Genomic DNA, 21,982 nt, shown 5'->3' on the forward strand with positions numbered 1-21,982 from the left:
CGACACCGGCAGAAAATCGAGCGGTTGATGCGCGAACCACATGGCGTGCCGTAGCGTCAGAAAGGAGTCCCGCTCGGGGACGCAAGGGGAATCACACAAGGGGAACATCATGCGCACACGCACTACCGCGGGGCTGCTGCTCGCCACCGCGCTCGTCCTGCCACTCACCGCCTGCCAGGACGCCTCCACCACGGGCGATCCGACCGGCTCCACCGCTCCGGGCACGTCGTCGACCGGTTCGAGCGCGCCCAGCGCGCCCAGCGCGCCGAGCGCGACCGGCACGAGTGACTCAGGTGGCTCAAGCGGTTCGGCGAGCGCAACCAGCTCGACCGGCGCGCCGTCGTCGTCCGACGGCCGCTCGCTCGCCGCGCTCTCGGGGTATGCCGACCCGATGGTTGTCGCCGTCGGCTCTCGCCGCGAGGCCGCGACGCTCAAGGGCAGCAACACCGTGGAGTTCTGGAGCAACGAGGGGTCGGGCTGGACCAAGACCGGCAGCAGCACCTATCCCGGGGTCGTTCCCGGCGCGAAGGAGCCGGTCAAGATCACCGGCGCCCTGCTGCAGAAGTCGGATCACGCGACCTTCGTGCTCACCGGCGCGTTCACCGGCGACGGCACCGGCCAGGCTCTCGCCTACGGTCGCGACGCCAAGGGCTGGAGCGTGATCACCGCTCAGCCCGACGGGACGCTCGCTCCCTCCGGCCGTGGCATGACCGAGCTCGGCGGCGCCGGGACGGAACTGTCGATGACCTTCAACGACGGTGTGCTGCAGACCAAGTCGATGTGGTCGCCGAAATCTGATGCGGCCTTCGCCGAGCAGACCCGCAATCCGACGATCCGCCGCTGGACCGGCCAGGGCAGCACGCTGGTCAAGGTCAGCGACAACATCACCCGCGCGGGGTACATCCTGCCGTTCGACAATCTCGACAAGACTCCGCCGAAGTGGCTGGACACGTCTGCGACCTCGCTGCCCGACGGTCAGTGGCTGGTCGTCGGGACGGCTGCCACGGACGACCGGCTCGTGGTCTCGGCTCCCACCGCGCAGGCGAAGCGGACCTTCAACCTGCCGTGGAATGACGTCTTCAGCTGGCGGATCCTGGTGACCGACCAGGGCAAGGTCAAGGAGGCGTCGGCGCCGCCGTGGGCGGCGCGCGCTGCGATCACGCCGCTGCTGTCGAAGCTTCCGGCGAACTATTTCACCGGCTCGCCGTACTCGCCGGGCTCGGCGGTGAGCTCCATCGGCGGTTCTAACCAGTTCCTGCTCACCATCAACGACGGCCTGGTCGTCGAGGTGGACCAGGTGCCGCTGATGGGTGGCTAACCCGTCGCGAGGGTGCGCTGCCAGGCGCGCAGCGCACCCTCGGTCCGGTAGCCGAGTTCGCGGTTGACCGCGAGCATGTGCCGGTTGTCGTCGGCGTTCCAGGTGCGCACTCTGGTCACCTGCGGGAAGGTCGCCATGAGTTCGAGGGCGACCGCCGACTTCAGCCGTATGCCGAGTCGGTGGCCGCGCGCTTCGGCGAGGACGATCGTGTCGCCCTGGTAGGCCAGGCTCGGCGTCTGAGCTGGCACCTCGACCTTGCTGAAGCCGACCATCGCCTCGCCCTCGAACGCCGCCGCCAGCACGATGCTGCGGCCGGCGTCCAGCGCCCACTGCAGGTTCTCCGCCATCCGCTCGGGCGTCCACGCCTCCTCGGCGACCTCCCGCTCGCCCTGCGGAGCGTCGGTGCTCATCCGTTGCTCCAAGTGGGCCAACCCCGCCAGCCACGCGTCGGGCGGCATACCGACGGCCCGCTCGATGCGGAAGGCGGCAGCATCCTCGACACCTGCGCCGACGGCATACCGTTGCAGGACAGTCGGATTCGCGGGAAGGTGCATGGCGCTGCGGATCAGCGTCTGGCTGGGCGCGAAGCCGCGCGGCGCGGGGAAACCCAGCCCGGACTCGTCCTCGCGGCCCTCCACCCATTCGGTATCGGCCTCGACCACCACGCGGCCATCGGCCCGCGCGACCTCGAGCAGGTGGTCGAGCAGGGCCGTGCCGATGCCCCGCCGGCGGTGGCCGGGGTCGACGTGCAGCATGAGCATGGCGAAGTGCGGATTGTCGAGCGCGGGCAGGGCGAGCGAGGCCATACCGACGACGCGACCGGCGTCGACCACGGCCACATCGACATAGCGGTGGGTCGCGCCCCGTCGGCGGCCACGCAGTTCGTCGGCGGAGAAGGCGGTGTGCTCCTCGCCCCACAAGGCGCGGCTGCTGCGTTCGCTCACCTCGACCCACTGCTGGAACAGCTCGTGCTGGGCGGGGTCGAGGGCGTCGATCGGGGTGACGGTCCACGGCATACCGCCATCCTGGGCGAGCGCGCCGCGCCGCCGCGACCCCATTTCGAGGGGGCGCGCGCTCACCCCGGGCTCAATCTCCCGGCGGTGGAATGATCCGGGTCCGTTCACGCGTTGTGCCTGACATGGTCTTCGGTTTCGGACGTCCCACCACCATGGTTTCCCGCGACGAGGCGCTGCCCGGTCGCTCGGCCCCGCTGCCCGGCATACCGGATCGGCACGAGGTGCTCGACTCCTCGCTGCAGGGTCCGTGGCCGGAGGGCTCCCAGGTGCTGTATGTCGCGATGGGTTGCTTCTGGGGCACCGAGCGGATCTTCTGGCGGCTGCCCGGTGTCATCTCGACCGCGGCGGGTTACATGGGCGGCTACACGCCCAACCCGACCTACGAGGAGACCTGCACCGGCCGCACCGGGCACACCGAGACCGTCCAGGTGGTCTACGACCCCACCCAGACCGACGCGGAACAGTTGCTCAAGGCGTTCTGGGAGAACCACGACTCCACCACCGCCAACCGGCAGGGCAATGACGTCGGCACGCAATACCGCTCGGCGATCTTCTGGACCACTCCCGAGCAGGAGCAGGCCGCGCTCGCCACGCGCGACGCCTTCCAGAAGGTGTTGCACGACAACGGTTTTGGCGACATCTCGACCGAGATCCGCTCAGCGCAGGATGCCGGCCCGTTCTACTACGCCGAGGACTACCACCAGCAGTACCTCCACAAAAATCCAGGCGGCTACTGCAATCACGGCCCGAACGGGATGACCTGCCCGGTCGGTTTGGTCCGCCAGGACCAGCTGCCGGCCCAGGCGGACATCCTGCCGCCTCAGTAGGCGCCACTCGCCGACGGCGTCGCGGTGACCTTGGCGCCGGCGGCGTTCAGCACCCACCACACGCCCTTGACCCCCTGGCCGGCCGTGGCGCCGGCCGAGGTGTCCTTGGCGTAGTAGTAGAGCGGCCGGCCGTTGAGGGTGACCTGCTGCTTGCCGTCCGCGGTCTTGATGGTGCCGACCGTGCCGGATACACCGGAGACGGTGGGCTGCCCGCTGGTCGTCACCGCCGGCCACAGTGACACGCACGCGCCGGTGCAGGCGCTCGTCGTCGTGCCGTTGGCGTCCTTGTCGAAGACATAGACCGTGCGCCCGGAACCGTCGACGACCACCGTGCCGAGTGCCGTCGAGCTCGTGCACAAGGTGGCGGCGCCACCGGATGCGGTGCCCGTCGTCGTAGCCGCACTCCCGGCATCATTGCCGCCGCAGGCGGCGAGCGCCCCCATCATCAGCACCCCAGCCGCCGTCGCCTTCATCGCACGCATCGCGTCGTCCTCTCATCGGTGAATCTGTCACCAGGGACACGACGCGGAGCAGTCAAAGGTTCACGTGCCCGGCTCGGCTCGCAGGATCACCGCACCGCTCATGGTCCGCACCTGAACTTGCTGAATCCCGTTGCGCGGCAAGGCAGTTGCCGCGGTCAATGACGCCGGCTTGCCGGGCAGCGCCGACCAGGTGGAGATCTGACTGGCGTTGCCCGCTGCGTCCACGACATACAGCCCATAGGTGACGGGGGCACCCGAGCCGGTGGCATACCGGCAGTCCATCCGCACTTCGGTCCCCCACGGCTTGGCCGTGAGCCGCACGCTCGCATCCAGGGGACCGGGCACGACCTGGCTCATCGCCACCGCCGGCGCTGCCGGCGCTCGCTCACCCACCTGCCCGGGGATCACCACCGCAGCGAGGATCGCGGCTGCCGCTGCCACCGCACCGATCCCCCACGACGCCGTATGCCGGCGTCGCCGCGCTCGCAGTTCGTCGCGGGCTGCCGCTTGCAACCGTTGGCCGAGATCTGCCGGCGGCTCCTCGTGGGTCCCGCCGAGGAGTTCGTATGCCGACGCCGCGTCCAGCCGGCCGAGCAGCCCCGGCATCGCGGCGAGATCGGCCACCGCGCGGGTGCACACCTCGCACCCGGGCAGATGCCGCTCGAAGGCCGCCCGCTCCGCGCTGGAGAGGGCACCCAGGACATAGGCCGCGTCCCACTGGGCGAGGTCGTCGTGCTCGTTCACCGGGTCACCCCTCGTTCCTGAAGCGCCAGCCGCAGCGCGCGCAGTCCGTAATGCAGCCGGGATTTCACCGTGCCGACCGGCAGGCCGAGGTCCTCGGCGATCTCCGCTGCGGTCGCCCGTCCGTAATAGGCGCGCACGACGACCTCCCGGTGGATCATCGGCAAGGTGCCCAGTGCATCGCTGACGAGCGCGGCGTCGAAGACCGCGTCCACCTGATCACCGATACGACCTTCGGGCAGTTCGTCGGTGGGGAACTCCCGGCGATGCCGCGCCGAGCGTGCTTCGTCGATGACCAGGTGCCGCGCGACGGTGAACAGCCAGGCGCGCGCCGAGGTCGCTCGCTGGTGGTCGTCGTCGGTGATCCCCTGGCGCCAGGCACGCAGCATCGTCTCCTGCACGACGTCCTGGGCTGCGACGCGGTCGCCGGTCAGCCGCACGACGTAGTTCCACAACGCCGTCGCGTGCTCCCGGTGCAACCGGTCCAGCACCGCCGGATCGCTGGCCATCACCTCACCTCCAAGGATTGACACGAGGCGGAGCGGTGAACGGTTCGATCGAACTCGTTGCGCCCCCAGATCGTGTCGTGGTGGTGAACACGTCATACACCGTGGGCGGTCTGCCCGCACACCCCATGCTCGTGCACGCGGTCGTGGTGCTGGTGCCGCTGGCCGCGCTCGCCGTGGTGCTGCACGCCACCTGGCCGGCCGCGCGAGCGCGGCTCGGCATGGTGACCCCGGTGCTCGCCGTCGTGGCGACGGCGTTCATCCCGCCGACGACCGCCGCCGGTGAATCGCTCGCCGCGAAGGTCGGTGGCACCGCGCGCAACCCGCTGCTGGCCCGGCACGAGCAACTCGGTGAGCAGCTGCTGCCGTGGGCGCTCGGTCTGAGCGTGGTCGCCATCGCGCTGTGGGTGTGGTTTCGGTTCGACCCCCTGGCCGACCGCCCCACCATGCATCGGGCAGTGTCCATAACGCTGCGTATGGCGGCCCTGGCGCTGGCCGTCGGCGTCGTCGTCATGGTCATCCGTGTCGGCGACGCCGGGGCGCGAGCGACCTGGAGCGGAATCGGTTGACGGTCGCTCGCTGCCGAGTCACGACGCGCTCGGTGCCCCACCAATCAGATCGTCCCAGCGCTGCCGCACCGGGCCCCACCGCCGATCCTCATGCTGGGCCCGGCGCGCCGCTGCGGCCGTGCGGTGAACGTCGTAGAAACGCCTGGCCCAGATCGAAGTCGGCCGCGCCATCCGCACCGCGCCGACTACTGACAGCGGCACGAGGAAGATCGCGAGCAGGGCCATCGGGTATTTGCCCTTGAGCGCGGTGACGACGACGAGCACGAGGTGCACGCCCAAGCCGGCGGCCACGCCACCGCGCACCGCGGTCGCCTGGTCGCTCAGGCCCGTCGCACTCTCGGGTGAGACACCCACGACCCCGAGCCCGACGCACGCCGCTGCCAGGGTCACCACATTGACCGATAGCTGACCCTCCTGCGACCAGTAGACGTCCTGCAGGTGGAAGATCATCGCGAACTCGTCGAGCACGAGTGAGGCGCCGATGCCCACGAGGGCCGCCCCGATGTAGTTGAGCGGCGAACGCCCTTGTGCCCCAACGGAACTGAAGCCTCCAGCGACCAGGAGAATCACCCCGGGTGTGGAGTGGTGCAGGTGGACGCCACCATTGCTCAGGTTGTGGAAGGGGCCTTTGCCGGCCCTGATCAACCGGGTGATCGTGCGCGTGGTGAGGAAGGTGACGACGAAAGCCACGAAGCTCAGCAGCAACGGTCCCTTCACCCCGTGCACGACCTCCACCGACCACCAGCGTGCAAGCCAATCCATCGCCGAATCATAGGAGCGCGCAGTGATCCCGCCCTTGCGGGGCTGCCTGCCCGCCAGCGGTTTTCGTAGGCTGTGCCCATGAAGATGAGTGCATCCCTGGAGAAGGCGTTCAACGCGCAGATCACCCTGGAGTTCGAGGCCTCGCTCACCTACCGGCAGCTCGCCATCGAGGTCGACGACATGGACCTGCCCGGTATGGCGGCCTGGTTGCGGCACCAGGCCGACGAAGAGATCGTGCACGCCAACAAGTTCATCGATCACCTGAGTGACCGCGGCAACCACGCCGCGATCGGCTCGATCGCCGCGCCGAAGGTGAAGGGCGGCTCGGTGCAGGCGGTCTTCGAGGCTGCGCTGGCACACGAGCAGAAGGTGTCCGAATCGATCCGCGAGCTCTACCGCTCCGCCGAGAAGGAAGGCGACCTCGACTCGCGCCCCCTGCTCAGCTGGTTCCTCAGCGAGCAGGTCGAGGAGGAGTCGACCGTCGATGAGATCCTCGGCCGGATCAAGCTCATCGACAACGACGGCCCCGGCCTGCTCCGTCTCGACGACGAGATGGCAACCCGCCCGGTCGCGACCACGGAGAACACCTCCGGCCCGGCCTGAGCCGTCACCGCGAAGCGCCCCGGCACAGTGGCCGGGGCGCTTCGGCATACCTCAGGGTTTTGCTCCGCCACCGGTGACCGGCGGCAGGCTCGACCAGGGGAAGTCGATCCACTGGTCGGTGCGCTTCCACACGTAGTCACACTTCACGATGCTGTGTGACTTCTCGTAGATGCAGGCGACGCGCGACTCCTTGACATGGTCGGCGACATATTCCTGCACCAGCTTCAGGGTGCGCCCGGTGTCGGCGACGTCGTCGCACACGAGCACCGTCATACCGGACAGATCGACGACGTCCGGGGTGGGCGGCAGCATGATCGGCACGTCCAACCGCTCGTCGACGCCGGTGTAGAACTCGACATTGACGACCGAGACGTTCTTGACGTCGAGGGCATAACCGAGGGCGCCGCCGAAGGGCAGGCCACCGCGGGCGATGGACAGCACGATGTCCGGCTCGAAACCCGAGTCCGCGACCGCTTGCGCCACCTCCCTGACCGCCACGCCGAAGTCGGGATAGGTGAGGATCTCGCGTTCCGCCATACGCCCATCGTGCCGCACGATGGGGTCGGGTTGGCATATTCGATCATATGTTCGATACTGGGGTATGACGACCGCCGCCTCCGTGGCCGAACTCCAGCATCTGCTGCGGGCCCACCACGAGGGAACCGGCCTGCATGCCTTCCCGGTCCACCCGGTGTTGCGTGCCGCGTTCCCGCAGGGCCTGCGCAGCGGGATGACGTATGCCGTCGACGGCTCGCTGACCGTCGGGCTCGGCCTGATCGCCGGCGCCTCTGCTGACGGATCCTGGTGTGCCGCAATGGGTTTGCCCGACCTCGGCGTTGAAGCCGCGGCTGCCTGGGATATCGACCTGGAGCGTCTGGTCCTCGTGCCGCAGGTGCCCGCCGAGCGCTGGGTCGACATCGTCTGCACGCTGATCGAAGCGGTCGATCTCGTCCTCAGCGCGCCACCGCCGGTGCTGTCACCCGGCACCGAACAACGGCTGCTGGCTCGGTTGCGCACACGCCGGGCCGTCTTGGTCACCGTCGGCGCCTGGTCGCGCGCGCAGGTGCGGATCGAGGCACACACCCTGGGCTGGGAGGGGTTGGCGCAAGGTCACGGCCTCTTGGAGCGCCAGCGGATCCGCTTGGCAGTCCGGCGTGGTCACCGGCAATCGACCCACACCTTCACCTGGCCGGCGGAATGACCGAAACAGATTCGCGGCTGAGCACCGAAGTGCCCAGCCGCGAATCGTTGGTCTCGACTACCGGGGCTTACTGGTCGCGCTCGGCGGTCTTGTCGTGCACCCAGCGACGCAGCCGGCGACCAACGACCTTGGCCTGGTCCTTGTAGCCGCCACCCTGGCCGGAGCGGTCCGAATCGGTGCCATAGCCCGAGGTCGTGCCGGCCGCGCCAGTCGTGCCGGTGGCGTCGCCGCCGACTCCGCTCGTCGTGCCCGTGGTGCTCGTCGTGGAGTCACCGAAGCCGCCGGTGGTACCGGTGGTGCCGGTGGTGCCGACGCTCGAGTCGCCGAAGCCACCGGTGGTGCCGGTCGTCCCGGTCGTGCCGAAGCCGCCCGCCGTGCCGGACGTACCGGCGGTGCCAGCGGTGTCGCCATAACCACCCGAGGTCCCGGCGCCCGCAGTGCCGCCATAGCCGGCAGTCCCGGTCTGGCCGGTGGTCGAGTCGCCGAAGCCACCCGAGGTTCCGGCTCCGGCGGTGTCGCCATAGCCACCTGAGGTGCCAGCACCAGCCGTGCCGCCGTAGCCAGCGGTGCCGGCCTGACCCGTGGTCGAGTCACCGAAACCACCCTGACCACCGTGCGTGTCGCCATACCCACTGGTGCCAGCGGTGCCGGTCTGACCGGTGGTCGAGTCACCGAAGCCACCCGAGGTTCCGGCTCCGGCGGTGTCGCCGTAGCCACTCGAGGTGCCGGCTCCGGCCGTGCCGCCATACCCGGCAGTGCCGGCCTGACCCGTGGTCGAGTCACCGAAACCACCCTGACCACCGTGCGTGTCGCCATACCCGGAGGTCGTCGACTCGCCATAACCACCGGTGGCGCCGGTGCCCGTGGTGTCGTCGTAGCCCGCGGTGCGCCCGGTGTCGCCATAACCGCCCGTGGTGCCGGCGGTGTCGCCATACCCGGAGGTCGTCGACTCGCCATAGCCACCCGTGCTGCCAGCAGCGCCGGTCGTGCCGGCCGGGTCGCCCCAGCTGCCCGCACCAGTTCCAGCACCCGCACCGGTCGAGTAGCCGGTCGGCTCGTGCGAGTCGCCGTAGGTGCCGCTCTGGCCGACACCGCGGTTGTCACCGCTCAGGCCGCCCGCTTCGGCGTCGACGCCGCGGTCGGTGCCCCGGCCCGCGAGGCCCTGCGACTCCAGCCCGGTGCCATCGGTCGCACCGGCCGGAGCGCCACTCGTGTCATAGCCAGCGGAGTCGGCATTGCCACCCATCGACTGCTGACCGGCCAGGCCCGCGGAGTCGCCGCCGACGCCACGGTCGCGACCGGAGTCGTTCCAGCCCGAACGGTCGTCGCCGCCGAGGCCTTCGCGCTCGTCGCGCCCGGCACGCGCCGCCCCAGCCGCACCGACACCAGCAGCGCCGGCACCAGCCGCCGCGCCCGTCGCCCAGCCGCTGCCGGAGTCTCCGTGGGCGCCCGTCGCGTCGCGGTCACGGTCCTGGCCGCCGGCACCGAATTCGTCGCGGCGGTCGCCGAAGCCCTGGTCACCGTCACGTCCGAACGAGCCACCACCAGCGGTGCCGGCCGCGGTCGTGCCCGTGGTTCCGGCGCCATAGCCGGCGTCACCCGTGCGGCTGTCGCCATAGCCAGCGTCACCGGTGCGGCTGTCGCCATACCCAGCGTCACCCGTGCGGGCGTCGTTGTAGGTGGTGTCGGTCAGCCCGTCGCCATGAGCCGAGCCGGGGCGACCATCGCCATACCCGGCCTCACCCGTGCGACCGTCGCCATACCCGGCTCCGGTGTCCGAGTGACGGTCCCCGCCGCGCCCGGCGGCAGCCACACCCGCGGCACCGACCCCCGCAGCACCCGCGCCAGCAGCGGCACCGGTGCCCCAGCCGGCGTTGTCGGCGCGGCCCTGGCCGGCGAAGTCGCCATCACCCGACGCCGCGGTCCGGTCACCCGAAGCGGCACCCGCGTCATACGAGCGGTCCCCGGCCGTTCCGGCGACGTCACGACCGTCGTCACGGCGGCCGTCGCCTTCGGTCGGGATGTCGTAGTAGCGGTAGATCGAGTCCTGGTCCTCCTCGCTGAGGTGGCCATCGGAGTCGATCGTCGGAGCGTCCTTGATGTAGTCCTTGGTGTACGGCACGCGCAGTTCGTCGCCGTTCTGCTGAGACCCCCGCAGCGGGATGAAGGTCTCCTTGTTGCCGAAGAGCCCGGTCTTGACCGTCGCGAAGGTCGGGTCACCGGTGATGTCGTCCACGTAGATCTGGCCGATCGACCCGATCTTCTCGCCGTCCTGATCAACGACGTTCGCATTCTGCAGCTGCTCGATGTCGTGCGCCATAACGTCCTCTCGAGGCTTGTCGTTGCGCCCGGCCTCGGTGCCGGCCGCCCAACCCCCATCATTGCCGCGCGGAGGGTGCGATGGGGAGAAGCGCAAGGATGATCCGCACTTGCTCTATTCGAACACCTGTTCGATCATGGAGGTATGCCGGCCCGCTCGCTTCCCGCAACCCCCGCTCCAGCGCGGGTCGTCGTGGTGCGCGTGCCCGATTGGTCGATCCTTGCCCAGCATCGCAGTCAGGGCGATACGCCGCCGCTGCTGGCCCTGATCGCCAAGGGCAAGGTCGTCGCGGTTTCACCTGAGGCTGCGGCCGAATCGGTGACCGTCGGGCTGCGCCTGCGCGAGGCACAGGTCCGCTGCCCGGGCCTCACCGTCCTGCCGCACGACCCGGAGCTGGACGAGCGGATGTTCGCCCCGATCCTGCTGGCCTTGCAGCACGTCATCCCACATGTCCACCTGGTGCGCCCGGGCATCGCGGCCATGCGCGTGGCTGGGGCGGCTCGGTTCTATGGCAGCGAGGATCGGGTGCTCGAGCTCGTGCTGGACCAGCTCGCCGAGCTCGACCTGCCCGATGTGCGGCTCGGGGTCGCCGACGGCCTCTTCGCCGCGACCCAGGTCACCCAGGCGACCACGCCCGAGCGGCCGGTCATCACGTTGCCGCCGCACGAATCCCAGACCTTCCTTGCCTGCCTGCCGGTGAGCACCGCCTGCGCCGAAGTCGACGCCCCTGAGATGTCAGACCTGTTGCGGCGCATGGGGATTCGCACGCTCGGCGCTCTGGCCGAGCTCCCCCGCAGCGACGTCCACGCACGATTCGGTGCACCGGGCCTGCGCATCCACGAACTCGCCACCGGGCGCGACACGCCCGTCTTGCGCACGCACGCGATCCCCGACGATCTCACCGTCCGCGTCGTCCTCGACCACCCCACCAATGACACCGCGGCCCTGCTGGCCGCCTGTGACCCCGCCTCGGTCGATCTCACCGCCCGGCTCACCTCCGCCTCGCTCGTCTGTCACGAGATCCGGGTCACCGTGGTGACCTCGACTGAGGTGCGGCACGAACGCGTCTGGCGGCACGCCTGGCCGTTCACCGCGCGCGACCTGGTCGAGCGGGTTCGGTGGCAGCTGGAGGACCTCGTCACCGACACTCAGCTGGATGCCGAGAGCGACCAGGAGTTGCTCGTCGACACGGTCAGCATGATCGAGGTGCACGCCGAATCCCCTACTCCCGCAAGCCATCACGCTCAAGGGCTGTGGGGCGAACGACCCGACGAACACATCACTCACACGATGCTCACCCTGCAACACGAGCTCGGGTATGCCGGAGTCCAGGTGTGTGCGGTCGGCGGCGGCCGGATGCTCCACGAGCGTCGACTGCTGCGGCCGTGGGGCGAAGCCCTCCCGGCGCCCGACCAGCGCGGCCTGGACCGGCCGTGGCCAGGAGCCCTCCCCGGCCCGCCTCCCGCCACCGTCTTCCGGCGCGCCCGGCCGGCCACGGTGACCACCGAGGACGGCGCCACGGTGACGGTCGACACGCGAGGTGAGCTGTCCGGCATACCGCGGTGGTGGCGACCGTCGACCGGCCGCCGTCGGCGGATCGTCTCGTGGGCCGGCCCCTGGCCGGTGCGGCAGCACTGGTGGGACAACCCCTTGCGGGTCAACAGGTTTCAGCTCGTCGACGACCTCAACCACGCATGGTTGGTGCTCGCCGGCGACCGCGGTTGGTGGATCGAGGCGCAGTACTGATGGGCTTCAACAACCCCGAGATCCCCTGGTCCCAGCTCGAGCAGGCGCTCTCGCGCGGCACCCGACCGTCGACCGGTCCGCGGCCTCCGCTCCCCGCCGACGGTGGCGACGGGCCGGCGTTCTCGCGCAAGCGAGCACCCTTCCGCCCCAGCGATATCGAGACGACCACCGAGCCGGTCGTGCCGTATGCCGAATTGCACGCTCACAGCCACTACAGCTTCCTCGACGGGGCGAGCGCGCCGGAGGAGTTGGTCACCGAGGCGGTGCGGCTCGGCCTGCACGGGCTCGCCCTCACCGACCACGACGGGCTGTATGGCGTCGTCCGGCTGGCGGAGGCCGCCGAAAGCTATGGCAACCTCACCACGCTCTACGGTGCCGAGCTCTCCTTCGGATTGACCGCTCCGCAAAACGGCGTGCCCGATCCGGAGGGCCATCACCTGGTGGTGCTCGCTCGCGGCACGGAAGGCTATCGCCGGCTCGCCACCGCGCTCACCGACGGGCATCTGCACGCAGCCGCCGAGAAGGGGCGCCCGGTTCACGACCTGGAGACGGTCGCCCGGCATTCCGGGGGTCACTGGTTCGTGCTGACCGGATGCCGCAAAGGCCTTGTCCCCCAGGCGATTCGGCAAGGTGACCAGGCTTCGGCATACCGGCAGTTGGAGCAGTTGAAGGATCTCTTCGGAGCCGACCGGGTGCTCGCCGAACTCATCGATCACGGCGACCCCTCCGATGCCCGGCAGCACGACGCGCTGGCCGAGGTCGCAGCCAGGGCCGGTGTGCCGGTGGTGGCGACCAACGCCGTGCACTACGCGGTGCCCGAGCGCTATCCGCTCGCGACCGCCCTCGCTGCCGTGCGCGCCCGCCGCAGCCTTGACGACGTGGACGGCTGGCTGCCCGGCACCGATCACGCCCACCTGCGCAGCGGCAGCGAGATGGCTCGGCGGTTCGCTCGTTTTCCCGGTGCCATCGAGCGCACGGTCGAGGTCGCCGACGAGTGCGGTTTCCGGCTGCGTGCTGCGAGCCCGCGCCTGCCCAAACAACGCGTCCCGTTCGGTCACACACCGATGAGCTGGTTGCGTCATCTGGTCAATAAGGCTGCGCCACAACGCTATTCGCCGCTCACCGAGGCGGTCCGCGCCCGGCTCGCCAAGGAGCTGGACGTCATCGAGGCCAAGGATTTCGCCGGTTACTTCCTCATCGTGCGCGACATCGTCGACTTCGCCCACCGTGAAGGCATCCTGTGCCAGGGACGGGGGTCGGCGGCAGCGTCGGCGGTCTGTTATGTCCTCGGCATCACGGTGATCGACCCGATCTTCTACCAGCTGCCGTTCGAGCGCTTCCTGTCCGAGCTGCGCGACGAGGCGCCGGATATCGACGTCGACTTCGACTCCGACCGGCGGGAGGAGGTCATCCAGTATGTCTACGCCACCTACGGCCGCCGCAACGCCGCGCAGGTCGCCAATGTGGTGACCTATCGACCCAAGAACGCCGTGCGGGATATGGCAAAAGCGTTGGGGCACAGTCAAGGTCAGCAGGACGCGTGGTCGAGACAAGTCGAACGATGGGGCGCCTCGGTGAGCAGCGCCGACCACGACATCCCCGAGCCGGTGATCGACCTGGCCCGTCAGGTGCTCACCTTTCCTCGCCACCTCGGCATCCACTCCGGCGGCATGGTGCTCACCGATCGGCCGGTGAGCGAGGTCTGCCCGATCGAGCCCGCCCGAATGGAGGCACGCACGGTGCTGCAGTGGGACAAGGACGATTGCGCGTGGATGGGGCTGGTCAAATTCGACCTGCTCGGCCTCGGCATACTCGCCGCCATCCAGCACACCTTCGACCTGGTCGGCGAACATCTGGGCGAGTCCTGGCGGATGGAGACGATCCCCAAGGGCGAACCCGGTGTCTACGACATGCTGTGCCGCGCCGACACGATCGGGGTGTTCCAGGTGGAGAGCCGGGCGCAGATCGGCACCCTGCCCCGGCTCAAACCGCGGTGTTTCTACGACCTCGCGGTCGAGATCGGGCTGATCCGCCCCGGGCCGATCCAGGGTGGCGCGGTGCACCCCTACATCCGCCGCCGCACCGGTCAGGACCCGATCACCTATCCGCATCCGCTCGTCCAAGACGTGCTCGAACGCACGCTCGGTGTCCCGCTCTTCCAGGAACAGCTGATGCAGATGGCGATGAAGGTCGGCGGCTGTTCCCCCGCTGACGCCGACCTGTTGCGGCGCGCGATGGGGTCCAAGCGTGGTGTCGAGCGCATCGACGCCCTGCGCACCAGGCTCTACGAAGGGATGGCCGCCAACGGGTTGGACCAGCAGACCGCCGACGAGATCTACCACCGCATCGAGGCGTTCGCGAATTTCGGTTTCGCCGAGTCCCACGCGCTGAGCTTCGCGGTGCTCGTCTACGCCAGCTCGTGGCTCAAGCTGCACTACCCCGGCGCCTTCCTCGCCGGCCTGCTGCGCGCCCAGCCGATGGGGTTCTACTCCCCGCAGACCCTGGTCGGCGACGCGCGTCGGCACGGGGTGCAGATCCGCACCCCCGATCTGCACGCCTCCGGGGTGTATGCCGGGCTCGAGCCGGCCGACCCTGCCGCTCCCGCCTCGCCGACCGGTCTGGCCGAGTGTCTGCGTGACCACCCCGAAGAGGAGATCGGGCTGTTCGACCCGGCCGCACCCGATCCGACCCCGGCCCATCGTCGCGACACTGGCTGGGTGGTGCGGCTCGGCCTGGCCGATGTCACGTCACTCGGGGTCCCGGCCGCCGAACGCATCGTGGCGGCACGCGACCAGGACGGCGAGTTCACCGACCTGGCCGATCTGGCCCGCCGGGCGACCCTCGACGCCGATCAGCTCGAGGCGCTGTCCCTGTCGGGTGCGCTCGACTGCCTCACCGGATCGCGCCGGGATGCGCTGTGGCGCTCAGCCGAAGCGGCTCGCACCCGCGACGGCCAGCTCCCGGTCCGGGTGCCCTATCAACCGCCGCTGCTGCCGCTGCTCACCCCCGGCGAGACGCTCATGCACGACCTCGCCTCCACCGGCATCAGCCCGGGCGATCACCCGGTGCGCTACAACCGGCAGGCACTGATCGCGCGCGGCGTCCTGCCGGTGTCCCAGCTGCGCGAGGTGGAGTCCGGCCGTCGCATCGAGGTCGCCGGCGTGGTGACCCACCGCCAGCGGCCGGCCACCGCCGGCGGCATCACCTTCCTCAACCTGGAGGACGAGACCGGTCTGCTCAATGTCGTTGTCAGCGAAGGGGTTTGGCATCGTTACCGGCGCATCGCACGAGCCTCCCCCGCCATGGTGATCCGCGGCATCCTGGAGCGCTCGCCGGAGAACGTCATCAACCTGCTCGCCGACCGCCTCGAACACATGACGATCCACGTGCGCACCCGCTCCCGCGACTTCCGCTGACGACGCCACTGCGATCCCCGCCGACGTACGGTGGAGGTATGCCGAACCGCCCCGCCGACGCGCTCAGCCCCTACCTGCGCCAGCACGCCGACAACCCGGTCGACTGGCAGGAATGGTCCGACGAGGCCTTCGCCGAAGCCCGTCAGCGCGACGTGCCGGTGCTGCTGCCGATCGGCTACGCCGCCTGCCACTGGTGCCACGAGTCCGTCGCGTAGACGATCGTCGACAAGCTTTCACGAAACCGCAGGTCAGACTAGGTTTCGTTCGTTGTGCTGATTCGCGCCGCGTCGCCGCAGGACGCGTATTCCGGGGCATCATGTATCACTCGGGCAGCCGCGAGCTACAGCTGAGCGGGCGACCGGGCTGCAACGTACTGAAACATCTACTGGTAAATATGTTGCAGTAGAACGTTGCAGTAGATCAGTGGAGCCGCCACGAGGCCCGCGGGTCCTTCGGTCCTTGTCCCTCCCAGACCACGAGCCCGAGATCGCGTAACGCCTGAAGATGTCGCGACGCCGTCGGACGCCGCTCCCTGCAGCACTCGCTTGAACGGCTCGGCCTCGCCGGCTGGCGCCCCGAAGAAGACCTGGCGCTGGTTCGAGCCATTCGACGGGGTGCAGAGGCGGACCCGCCATGGCGCCCGTCCTATGCAGCTTGCCGTGGGCGAGCAAACGAGGAGCCCCGAAACTTCCTAGGCTGGAGACACCGTCGTACGCCGAGTTTCATGCGTCACCCTCGTGCTCACCCGAGCGAAAGGTGATGCACGTGCCACAGCTGAGGAGTCACAGGAATGCCGAACCGCCTCGCCGACGCGCTCAGCCCATACCTGCGCCAGCACGCCGACAACCCGGTCGACTGGAGGGAATGGTCCGACGAGGCCTTCGCCGAAGCCCGTCAGCGCGACGTGCCGGTGCTGCTGTCGATCGGCTACGCCGCCTGCCACTGGTGCCATGTCATGGCGCACGAATCCTTCGAGGATGCCCAGGTGGCTGATGCCCTCAACGCGAATTACGTTGCGATCAAAGTGGATCGGGAGGAACGCCCCGACGTCGACACGGTCTATATGAACGCCACGATGGCGCTCACCGGGCAGGGCGGTTGGCCGATGACCTGCCTGCTGACGCCCGACCGCGAGCCCTTCTTTGCCGGCACCTATCTGCCGAAGCCGCAGTTCCTGCGCCTGCTCGACGCGGCACACCAGGCGTGGACGACTCAGCGCGAGAGCGTGCTCGCCTCGGCGTCGCACATCACCAGCGAACTGCGACGCATCACCGAATCCGTTGCGCCCCAACCGATTTCGTCCGATGAGTTGGTGTCCGCGGTGAGCCAGCTGCGGCAGATGTATGACGAGGCGCGCGGCGGCTTCGGCGGTGCGCCCAAGTTCCCGCCGTCGATGGTGCTGGAGTTCCTGCTGCGCCACCACGAACGCACCGGCGACCGCGACGCCCTGGCCATGGTCACCGGCACCTGCGAGGCGATGGCACGAGGCGGCATGTACGACCAGCTCGCCGGGGGCTTTGCCCGCTACAGCGTCGATGCCGACTGGGTGGTGCCGCACTTCGAGAAGATGCTCTACGACAACGCGCTGTTGTTGCGGGTCTACGCACACTGGTGGCGAGTTACCAATTCTCCTCTGGCAGAGCGGGTTACGCGCGAGACGGCGCAGTTCTTGCTCAGCGAGCTGCGCACCGAGCAGGGCGCCTTCGCTGCCTCCCTCGACGCCGACACCGAGGGCGTCGAAGGCCTCACCTACGCCTGGACGCCGGATCAGTTGGCCGACGTTCTCGGCCCCGAGGACGGCCGCCGCGCCGCCGAGCTGCTCACCGTCACCGACGAGGGCACCTTCGAGCACGGCATGTCGACACTCCAGTTGCGCCACGATCCCGAGGACGCCGACTGGTGGGCTGACGTCCGCAACCGTCTACACACCGCGAGGAACCAGCGCCCTCAGCCGGCCCGGGACGACAAGGTGGTCGCCGCCTGGAACGGCCTCGCCATCGCTGCCTTGGCCGAGGCCGGCACCCTGCTCGACGAGCCCGCGTGGGTCGAGGCGGCCACCGCATGCGCCCGCTTCCTGCTCGCCGTCCACCGCACCCCCGATGGTCTGCGTCGCGTCTCGCGCGATGGCGCCGTCGGCGACGCGCCGGCTGTCGCCGACGACTTAGGCGATCTGGCCGAGGGCCTGCTGGCCCTGCACCAGGCCACGGGTCAGCCCGAATTCCTCACAGCCGCAAGCGAATTGCTCGACCAAGCAGTCCCGTATGCCGCTCCCGACGGCGGCTGGTTCGACACCGCGGACGGCAGCCTCGTCACCCGGCCACGCGGTTCGGGGGACAACGCCGAGCCGTGCGGCACCAGCGCCCTGGCCCACGCGCAGCTCACGCTCAGCGCTCTCACCGGTGACCCGGCCCCGCGGGATCTCGCCGACGCGGCTCTAGCCAGCATGGGCCGGGTCGCCGCTCGTGATCCCCGGTTCGCCGGATGGGCCATGGCCGCAGCCGAAGCCGCCGCGGCCGGACCACTGCAGGTGGCGGTCGTCGCCGACACCGCGGGCACGCTCACCAAGACAGCCCGGCACCAGGCACCCGGCGGCACGGTCATCGTGAGCGGGCCGAGCGACAGCCCCGGCATACCTCTGCTGGCCGATCGGCCGGCGCGAGATGGCCGGCCGACCGCATATGTCTGTCGTGGATTCGTCTGCGACGCGCCGGTCACCGACACGGACGCGCTGACCGCGACGCTTCGGCGCTGACTCAGTCCCCCTGCGGGCGCACGAAGGGAAAGGCGAGCGTCGGCTTGATCGTGGTGCCGAGCAGGGTCATCACCAGACGGTCGACGCCGAACCCGAGGCCGCCCGTGGGCGGCATCGCGAGCTCGAGGGCGGCGAGGAAGGACTCGTCCACCTCCATCGCTTCGGGGTCACCGGCCGCGGCCGCCATCGACTGGCGGGTAAGCCGGTCGCGCTGGTCGACCGGGTCGGTGAGCTCGCTGTAGGCCGTGCCGAGCTCGGCACCGAAAGCGACCAGATCCCACTGCTCGGTCAGGCGCGGGTCGGTGCGGTGCTTGCGGGCGAGGAAGGAGACCTCCACCGGGAAGTCGCAATAGAAGGTGGGGAAGGTCGTCTGCTTCTCGACCAGGGCTTCGTAGAGCTCCATCACCAGCTTGCCGGCAGAGTCCTCCGGCCGCACGGCCACACCGTGCTGCTGACACACCGCAGCCACCTCGTCGCGGCCGGATGCCGAGGTGAGCCGCACTCCCACCGCCTCCGACACGGCATCGTGGACCGTCTTGACCGGCCACTGCGGTGAGAGGTCGACCTCGTCGAAACCGCCAGCGCCGTTGGGGCGCAACGAAATCGGTCGACCATGGATGGCAGTGGCGACCCGCAGCACCAGCTCACGCATCAGCACCCGCATTGTGGTGTAGTCGCCGTACGCCTCGTAGGCCTCACACGAGGTGAACTCCGGGTTGTGCGTGGCGTCGGCTCCTTCGTTGCGGAAGTTGCGGCCCACCTCGAAGATCTTCTGCATGCCTCCGACCGCGAGCCGCTTGAGGTAAAGCTCGGGCGCGATCCGCAGGTAGAGGTCCATCCCGTAGGCGTTGATATGCGTCTTGAACGGTCGCGCGGTCGCCCCGCCGTGCACCGACTGCAACATCGGCGTCTCCACCTCGAGGAAGCCGCGCTCGGTGAACAGCTCGCGAATCGCCCGCACGGCCAGGGACCGCTTGCGCAACACCTCGAGCGCGCCCGGATTGGTCAGCAGGTCGAGCGAGCGGTTGCGCACCCGCACGTCGTCGCTCAGCGGCGCCCGCGGCGAGGGCAGCGGGCTGAGGCATTTCGCGGCCATCTGCCACTGCTGCACCAGCACCGACAGTTCCCCGTTGCGGGAGGTGGCGACCGGCCCGGTCACGCTCACCAGGTCGCCGAGGTCGATCGCGCGTCGCCACAGCGTGCGCACCGGCTCCGGCGTGCCGTCGCGCGTCGTCATCACCTGGATCAGCGCACCGTCGTCCTCCAGCACCGCGAAGGTCACACCCCCCAGATCGCGCCAGGCGCGCACCCGGCCGGTCACCGCGACGATGTCATCGGTCAGCTGATCCGGTCCGAGTTCACCGTGCCGCTCGCGCACGCCCGCAACGCGATCCGAGCGAGGCACCTGCACGGGGTATGCCGGCATGCCGGCCGCTTCCAGCACCTGGAGCTTGTCACGCCGGACCCGCTGTTGCTCACTGAGCGGCTGGGCCGGCGGTGCCGCGATGAGCAACGCACTCTCCTGCTCGCGCACCCGCTGCACGAAGTCGGGCTCCGGACGCGGCGGCTGATGCTCCGAGGGTCGCGGCCCGACGAGGAAGGCCGGACCGAGCGGCGGCAGGAAGCCCTCCGCGACGCCCATCGCGATGCCGGCGCGCGGCACGGTGAGGGCGGGGTCGTAGCACAGCAGCCGCGGCACCCATTCCGGGCGGTATTTGTCGTTGGCGCGGTAGAGCGTCTCCAGCTGGTAGAAGCGTGAGGCGAAGGACAAGCAGGCGTCGGTGATCTTGGTGATCGGGCCGGCACCGACCTGGTCGGCGTTCTGGAAAACATTGCGGAACACCGCGAAGTTCAGCGAGATGCGCCGGATGCCGAACTCCGGTCCGTGCTCGATCAGTTTGGCGACGAGATATTCGTTGAGTCCGTTCTCGGCGTCGCGGTCGCGGCGCATGAGGTCGAGGGATACCCCGCGCACGCCCCAGGGGACGAAGGACAGGAACCCACGAATCTCGCCGGTCTGGTCGTGCGCGGTGATGAGCACGCAGCGCCCGTCGGCTGGATCGCCGAGCCGGTTGAGCGCCATCGAGAAGCCGCGCTCGGCCTCCTCCCCCCGCCACTTCTGTGCGAGCTGTTCGATCTGCTCGAGTTCGCCCGAGCTCAAATCAGCGTGCCGGCGCACCCGGGTGGTGTAGCCGGCGCGGCTGATGCGGGTGACAGCCTGGCGCACCGGTCGCATCGTCCGGCCCCGCAGGCTGAAGTCGTCTACGTCAATGATCGCCTCATCGCCCAGGGCGAAGGCGCGCAACCCGGCGGCGACATACGCCTTGCTGCCGTCCTCGCTCGAGGAAAGCACCGCGGCATACCGGCCGTGCTCGCGGCACTGTTGCAGCCACGCCTCGATCACCGGCGCCCAGGAACTGCGGCGTCCGATCGGGTCCGCGGAGGCGACGCTGACACTGCCCTCGTTGCGGTAGGTGAGGGCGGCTTCGCCGTCGGGCGAGAAGATCACCGCCTTGTCGCGGCGGGTGGCGAAGTATCCGAGCGAGTCGTCCTCGCCGTATTGCAGGAGCAACCGGCGCACCTGCAGTTCTTCGTCGGCCGATTGCATCTGCTGTCCGCGCGCCGACCGCCACAACACCAGCAGCGCGAGGATGAGCGCGGCCGCCGACAAGGCGCCAGCGAGGCCGTAGATCCAGTCGTACCCGAGATGCCCATGCATGCCCGGACTGTCAGGGCCGGTGTCGAGACCCAGGGCAGAGCGGAAGGCGAAGCGGACCCGCTCGGTCATGCCTTCCAGGCCACGGGGGAAGAAGGTCACGAGGGTGAGGGCAACGCCGAAGGAGATCGCGAGGCCGCCCACCAGGACCGAGACGGCCGAGCGGGTGCTGCCGCGTTGCACTCGGGCCACGAACCGTCGGCGCACGAGAATCACCAGGATGAGCACGGCGATCTCGATGATCAGGGCCACCGTGTTGAACGGGATGCTGGTGCGCAGCACGGCGTAGTCGTGGGAGTAACCGCGCACGCTTTGGGCGCGGTTGAGGAAGTCGGAGTCGGCGGTGCTGCGAATCAGCACGACCATGGTGGTGAGGGCGTTGAGCGCCATCAGCACCACGAGGACAGTGTGCGCCGGCCGCAGGCGCCTTCGCATGGCACCGGCCAGGGCGAGCACAAGGAAGAAGACGAACAGGCTGGGCTCGCTCGGCATCCCGAGCATGCCGAGCAGGTCGGCGCCGGCGAGGACCCACGGCCGGTGGACCACGATCGACAACAGCGACCATGCAGCGGCGATCAGCAGCAGGTTGCCGATGGCCCGCACGACGATCTCGCGCCAGTCGCGCGGCTTACTCGCCGCGGCAGTGCCGCCGTAGGGATTGAATGAGCCCTTCAAGAGCTTCGGAGCGCTCACCGCCGCGCGGGTCCTTCCCTGGAGTATGCCGTCGGCGCATGTTATCCCGACGTTTCACCCGGCAGCCTGGCACTTCGGTCTGAAGGGTCTCTGGACGTCCGCTGGACGCGGACTCGAATGACGGGAACGGATAAGGGCCCGCGCTCGACCGATCTTTCGATCGGGAGCTGCGGGCCCTCACCGTGAGGAGTTGTCCGGCGGTGTCCTACTCTCCCACACCCTCCCGGGTGCAGTACCATCGGCGCTGAAGGGCTTAGCTTCCGGGTTCGGAATGTGACCGGGCGTTTCCCGCTTCGCTATGACCGCCGTAACGC

16 protein-coding genes, 1 rRNA gene and 1 pseudogene are annotated in these 21,982 nt (G+C 69.4%); 9 read left to right on the forward strand and 9 right to left on the reverse strand.

Annotation, left to right across the window (positions count from 1 at the left end; all coding sequences use genetic code 11):
* Positions 1–109: 109 nt before the first annotated feature.
* Positions 110–1,318 carry a hypothetical protein gene (locus G9U51_RS12890; RefSeq protein ID WP_166197337.1) on the forward strand — a complete coding sequence of 403 codons (1,209 nt, stop codon included), beginning with the start codon at positions 110–112 and terminating at the stop codon, positions 1,316–1,318.
* Here G9U51_RS12890 and G9U51_RS12895 read toward each other — a convergent pair.
* Positions 1,315–2,397 (reverse strand): GNAT family N-acetyltransferase, encoded by a 1,083-nt coding sequence (locus tag G9U51_RS12895; RefSeq protein WP_166197338.1) that lies wholly within the window; start codon positions 2,395–2,397, stop codon positions 1,315–1,317. The two genes, G9U51_RS12890 and G9U51_RS12895, sit on opposite strands and share 4 nt — an antisense overlap.
* A gap of 89 nt (positions 2,398–2,486) precedes the next feature.
* Between G9U51_RS12895 and msrA the strand changes: the two genes are divergently transcribed.
* Entirely contained in the window at positions 2,487–3,161 is a 675-nt protein-coding gene (gene msrA, locus G9U51_RS12900; RefSeq protein ID WP_166197339.1) for a peptide-methionine (S)-S-oxide reductase MsrA, read from the forward strand.
* Here the strand turns inward: msrA and G9U51_RS12905 are convergent.
* The 3 genes from G9U51_RS12905 to G9U51_RS12915 are packed head-to-tail and all read right to left on the reverse strand — an operon-like array spanning position 3,155 to position 4,893.
* Positions 3,155–3,643 (reverse strand): COG4315 family predicted lipoprotein, encoded by a 489-nt coding sequence (locus G9U51_RS12905; protein ID WP_166197340.1) that lies wholly within the window; start codon positions 3,641–3,643, stop codon positions 3,155–3,157. The genes msrA and G9U51_RS12905 overlap by 7 nt on opposite strands.
* Positions 3,644–3,703: 60 nt before the next feature.
* Positions 3,704–4,387 carry an anti-sigma factor family protein gene (locus G9U51_RS12910; RefSeq protein WP_166197341.1) on the reverse strand — a complete coding sequence of 228 codons (684 nt, stop codon included), beginning with the start codon at positions 4,385–4,387 and terminating at the stop codon, positions 3,704–3,706.
* Complete coding sequence (locus G9U51_RS12915) at positions 4,384–4,893, reverse strand: sigma-70 family RNA polymerase sigma factor (RefSeq protein WP_166197342.1); 510 nt, start codon at positions 4,891–4,893, stop codon at positions 4,384–4,386. The genes G9U51_RS12910 and G9U51_RS12915 overlap by 4 nt, the downstream gene beginning before the upstream one ends.
* A gap of 35 nt (positions 4,894–4,928) precedes the next feature.
* Here G9U51_RS12915 and G9U51_RS12920 point away from each other — a divergent pair, with 35 nt between their 5' ends.
* A complete protein-coding gene (locus tag G9U51_RS12920; protein WP_207948282.1) occupies positions 4,929–5,459 on the forward strand; it encodes a DUF2231 domain-containing protein in 531 nt (176 codons plus the stop codon).
* An 18-nt stretch (positions 5,460–5,477) separates the two neighbouring features.
* Here the strand turns inward: G9U51_RS12920 and G9U51_RS12925 are convergent, their stop codons facing one another.
* Positions 5,478–6,221: a hypothetical protein gene (locus G9U51_RS12925; RefSeq protein WP_166197343.1), complete on the reverse strand. Its 744-nt coding sequence runs from the start codon at positions 6,219–6,221 to the stop codon at positions 5,478–5,480.
* A 78-nt stretch (positions 6,222–6,299) separates the two neighbouring features.
* Between G9U51_RS12925 and G9U51_RS12930 the strand changes: the two genes are divergently transcribed.
* Entirely contained in the window at positions 6,300–6,824 is a 525-nt protein-coding gene (locus tag G9U51_RS12930) for a ferritin (protein WP_166197344.1), read from the forward strand.
* A gap of 51 nt (positions 6,825–6,875) precedes the next feature.
* Here G9U51_RS12930 and G9U51_RS12935 read toward each other — a convergent pair whose 3' ends face one another.
* Positions 6,876–7,361 (reverse strand): phosphoribosyltransferase, encoded by a 486-nt coding sequence (locus tag G9U51_RS12935; protein WP_166197345.1) that lies wholly within the window; start codon positions 7,359–7,361, stop codon positions 6,876–6,878.
* Positions 7,362–7,425: 64 nt separating this feature from the next.
* Here G9U51_RS12935 and G9U51_RS12940 point away from each other — a divergent pair, with 64 nt between their 5' ends.
* Positions 7,426–8,025: a hypothetical protein gene (locus tag G9U51_RS12940; RefSeq protein ID WP_166197346.1), complete on the forward strand. Its 600-nt coding sequence runs from the start codon at positions 7,426–7,428 to the stop codon at positions 8,023–8,025.
* A gap of 67 nt (positions 8,026–8,092) precedes the next feature.
* Here G9U51_RS12940 and G9U51_RS12945 read toward each other — a convergent pair whose 3' ends face one another.
* Positions 8,093–10,345: a PRC-barrel domain-containing protein gene (locus G9U51_RS12945; RefSeq protein WP_166197347.1), complete on the reverse strand. Its 2,253-nt coding sequence runs from the start codon at positions 10,343–10,345 to the stop codon at positions 8,093–8,095.
* 144 nt (positions 10,346–10,489) lie between these two features.
* Between G9U51_RS12945 and G9U51_RS12950 the strand changes: the two genes are divergently transcribed.
* The 4 genes and pseudogenes from G9U51_RS12950 (at position 10,490) to G9U51_RS12965 (ending at position 18,259) form a co-directional block, all read left to right on the forward strand.
* Positions 10,490–12,091, forward strand: coding sequence for a DNA polymerase Y family protein (locus tag G9U51_RS12950; RefSeq protein ID WP_166197348.1), 1,602 nt, complete (start codon positions 10,490–10,492; stop codon positions 12,089–12,091).
* Positions 12,091–15,507, forward strand: coding sequence for an error-prone DNA polymerase (locus tag G9U51_RS12955; protein WP_166197349.1), 3,417 nt, complete (start codon positions 12,091–12,093; stop codon positions 15,505–15,507). Before G9U51_RS12950 ends, G9U51_RS12955 begins: the two co-directional genes overlap by 1 nt.
* Before the next feature lie 38 nt (positions 15,508–15,545).
* Positions 15,546–15,707: pseudogene (locus G9U51_RS12960) on the forward strand (DUF255 domain-containing protein); the annotation flags it as partial.
* A gap of 590 nt (positions 15,708–16,297) precedes the next feature.
* Complete coding sequence (locus G9U51_RS12965) at positions 16,298–18,259, forward strand: thioredoxin domain-containing protein (RefSeq protein WP_166197350.1); 1,962 nt, start codon at positions 16,298–16,300, stop codon at positions 18,257–18,259.
* Position 18,260: 1 nt separating this feature from the next.
* Here G9U51_RS12965 and lysX read toward each other — a convergent pair whose 3' ends face one another.
* Positions 18,261–21,668 carry a bifunctional lysylphosphatidylglycerol synthetase/lysine--tRNA ligase LysX gene (lysX, locus tag G9U51_RS12970; protein ID WP_328823465.1) on the reverse strand — a complete coding sequence of 1,136 codons (3,408 nt, stop codon included), beginning with the start codon at positions 21,666–21,668 and terminating at the stop codon, positions 18,261–18,263.
* 192 nt (positions 21,669–21,860) lie between these two features.
* Positions 21,861–21,978, reverse strand: a 5S ribosomal RNA gene (rrf, locus tag G9U51_RS12975).
* Positions 21,979–21,982: the final 4 nt, after the last annotated feature.

The sequence above is a fragment of the Metallococcus carri genome (assembly GCF_011440275.1).
Classification (GTDB): Bacteria; Actinomycetota; Actinomycetes; order Actinomycetales; family Dermatophilaceae; genus Metallococcus; species Metallococcus carri.

Coding starts and splice junctions, on each gene's coding strand:
- G9U51_RS12950 (WP_166197348.1), top strand. CDS start 10,490: ATGCCGGCCCGCTCGCTTCCCGCAACCCCCGCTCCAGCGCGGGTCGTC.
- G9U51_RS12905 (WP_166197340.1), bottom strand. CDS start 3,643: ATGCGTGCGATGAAGGCGACGGCGGCTGGGGTGCTGATGATGGGGGCG.
- G9U51_RS12890 (WP_166197337.1), top strand. CDS start 110: ATGCGCACACGCACTACCGCGGGGCTGCTGCTCGCCACCGCGCTCGTC.
- G9U51_RS12965 (WP_166197350.1), top strand. CDS start 16,298: ATGCCGAACCGCCTCGCCGACGCGCTCAGCCCATACCTGCGCCAGCAC.
- G9U51_RS12940 (WP_166197346.1), top strand. CDS start 7,426: ATGACGACCGCCGCCTCCGTGGCCGAACTCCAGCATCTGCTGCGGGCC.
- G9U51_RS12955 (WP_166197349.1), top strand. CDS start 12,091: ATGGGCTTCAACAACCCCGAGATCCCCTGGTCCCAGCTCGAGCAGGCG.
- G9U51_RS12925 (WP_166197343.1), bottom strand. CDS start 6,221: ATGGATTGGCTTGCACGCTGGTGGTCGGTGGAGGTCGTGCACGGGGTG.
- G9U51_RS12945 (WP_166197347.1), bottom strand. CDS start 10,345: ATGGCGCACGACATCGAGCAGCTGCAGAATGCGAACGTCGTTGATCAG.
- G9U51_RS12935 (WP_166197345.1), bottom strand. CDS start 7,361: ATGGCGGAACGCGAGATCCTCACCTATCCCGACTTCGGCGTGGCGGTC.
- G9U51_RS12915 (WP_166197342.1), bottom strand. CDS start 4,893: ATGGCCAGCGATCCGGCGGTGCTGGACCGGTTGCACCGGGAGCACGCG.
- G9U51_RS12930 (WP_166197344.1), top strand. CDS start 6,300: ATGAAGATGAGTGCATCCCTGGAGAAGGCGTTCAACGCGCAGATCACC.
- msrA (WP_166197339.1), top strand. CDS start 2,487: ATGGTTTCCCGCGACGAGGCGCTGCCCGGTCGCTCGGCCCCGCTGCCC.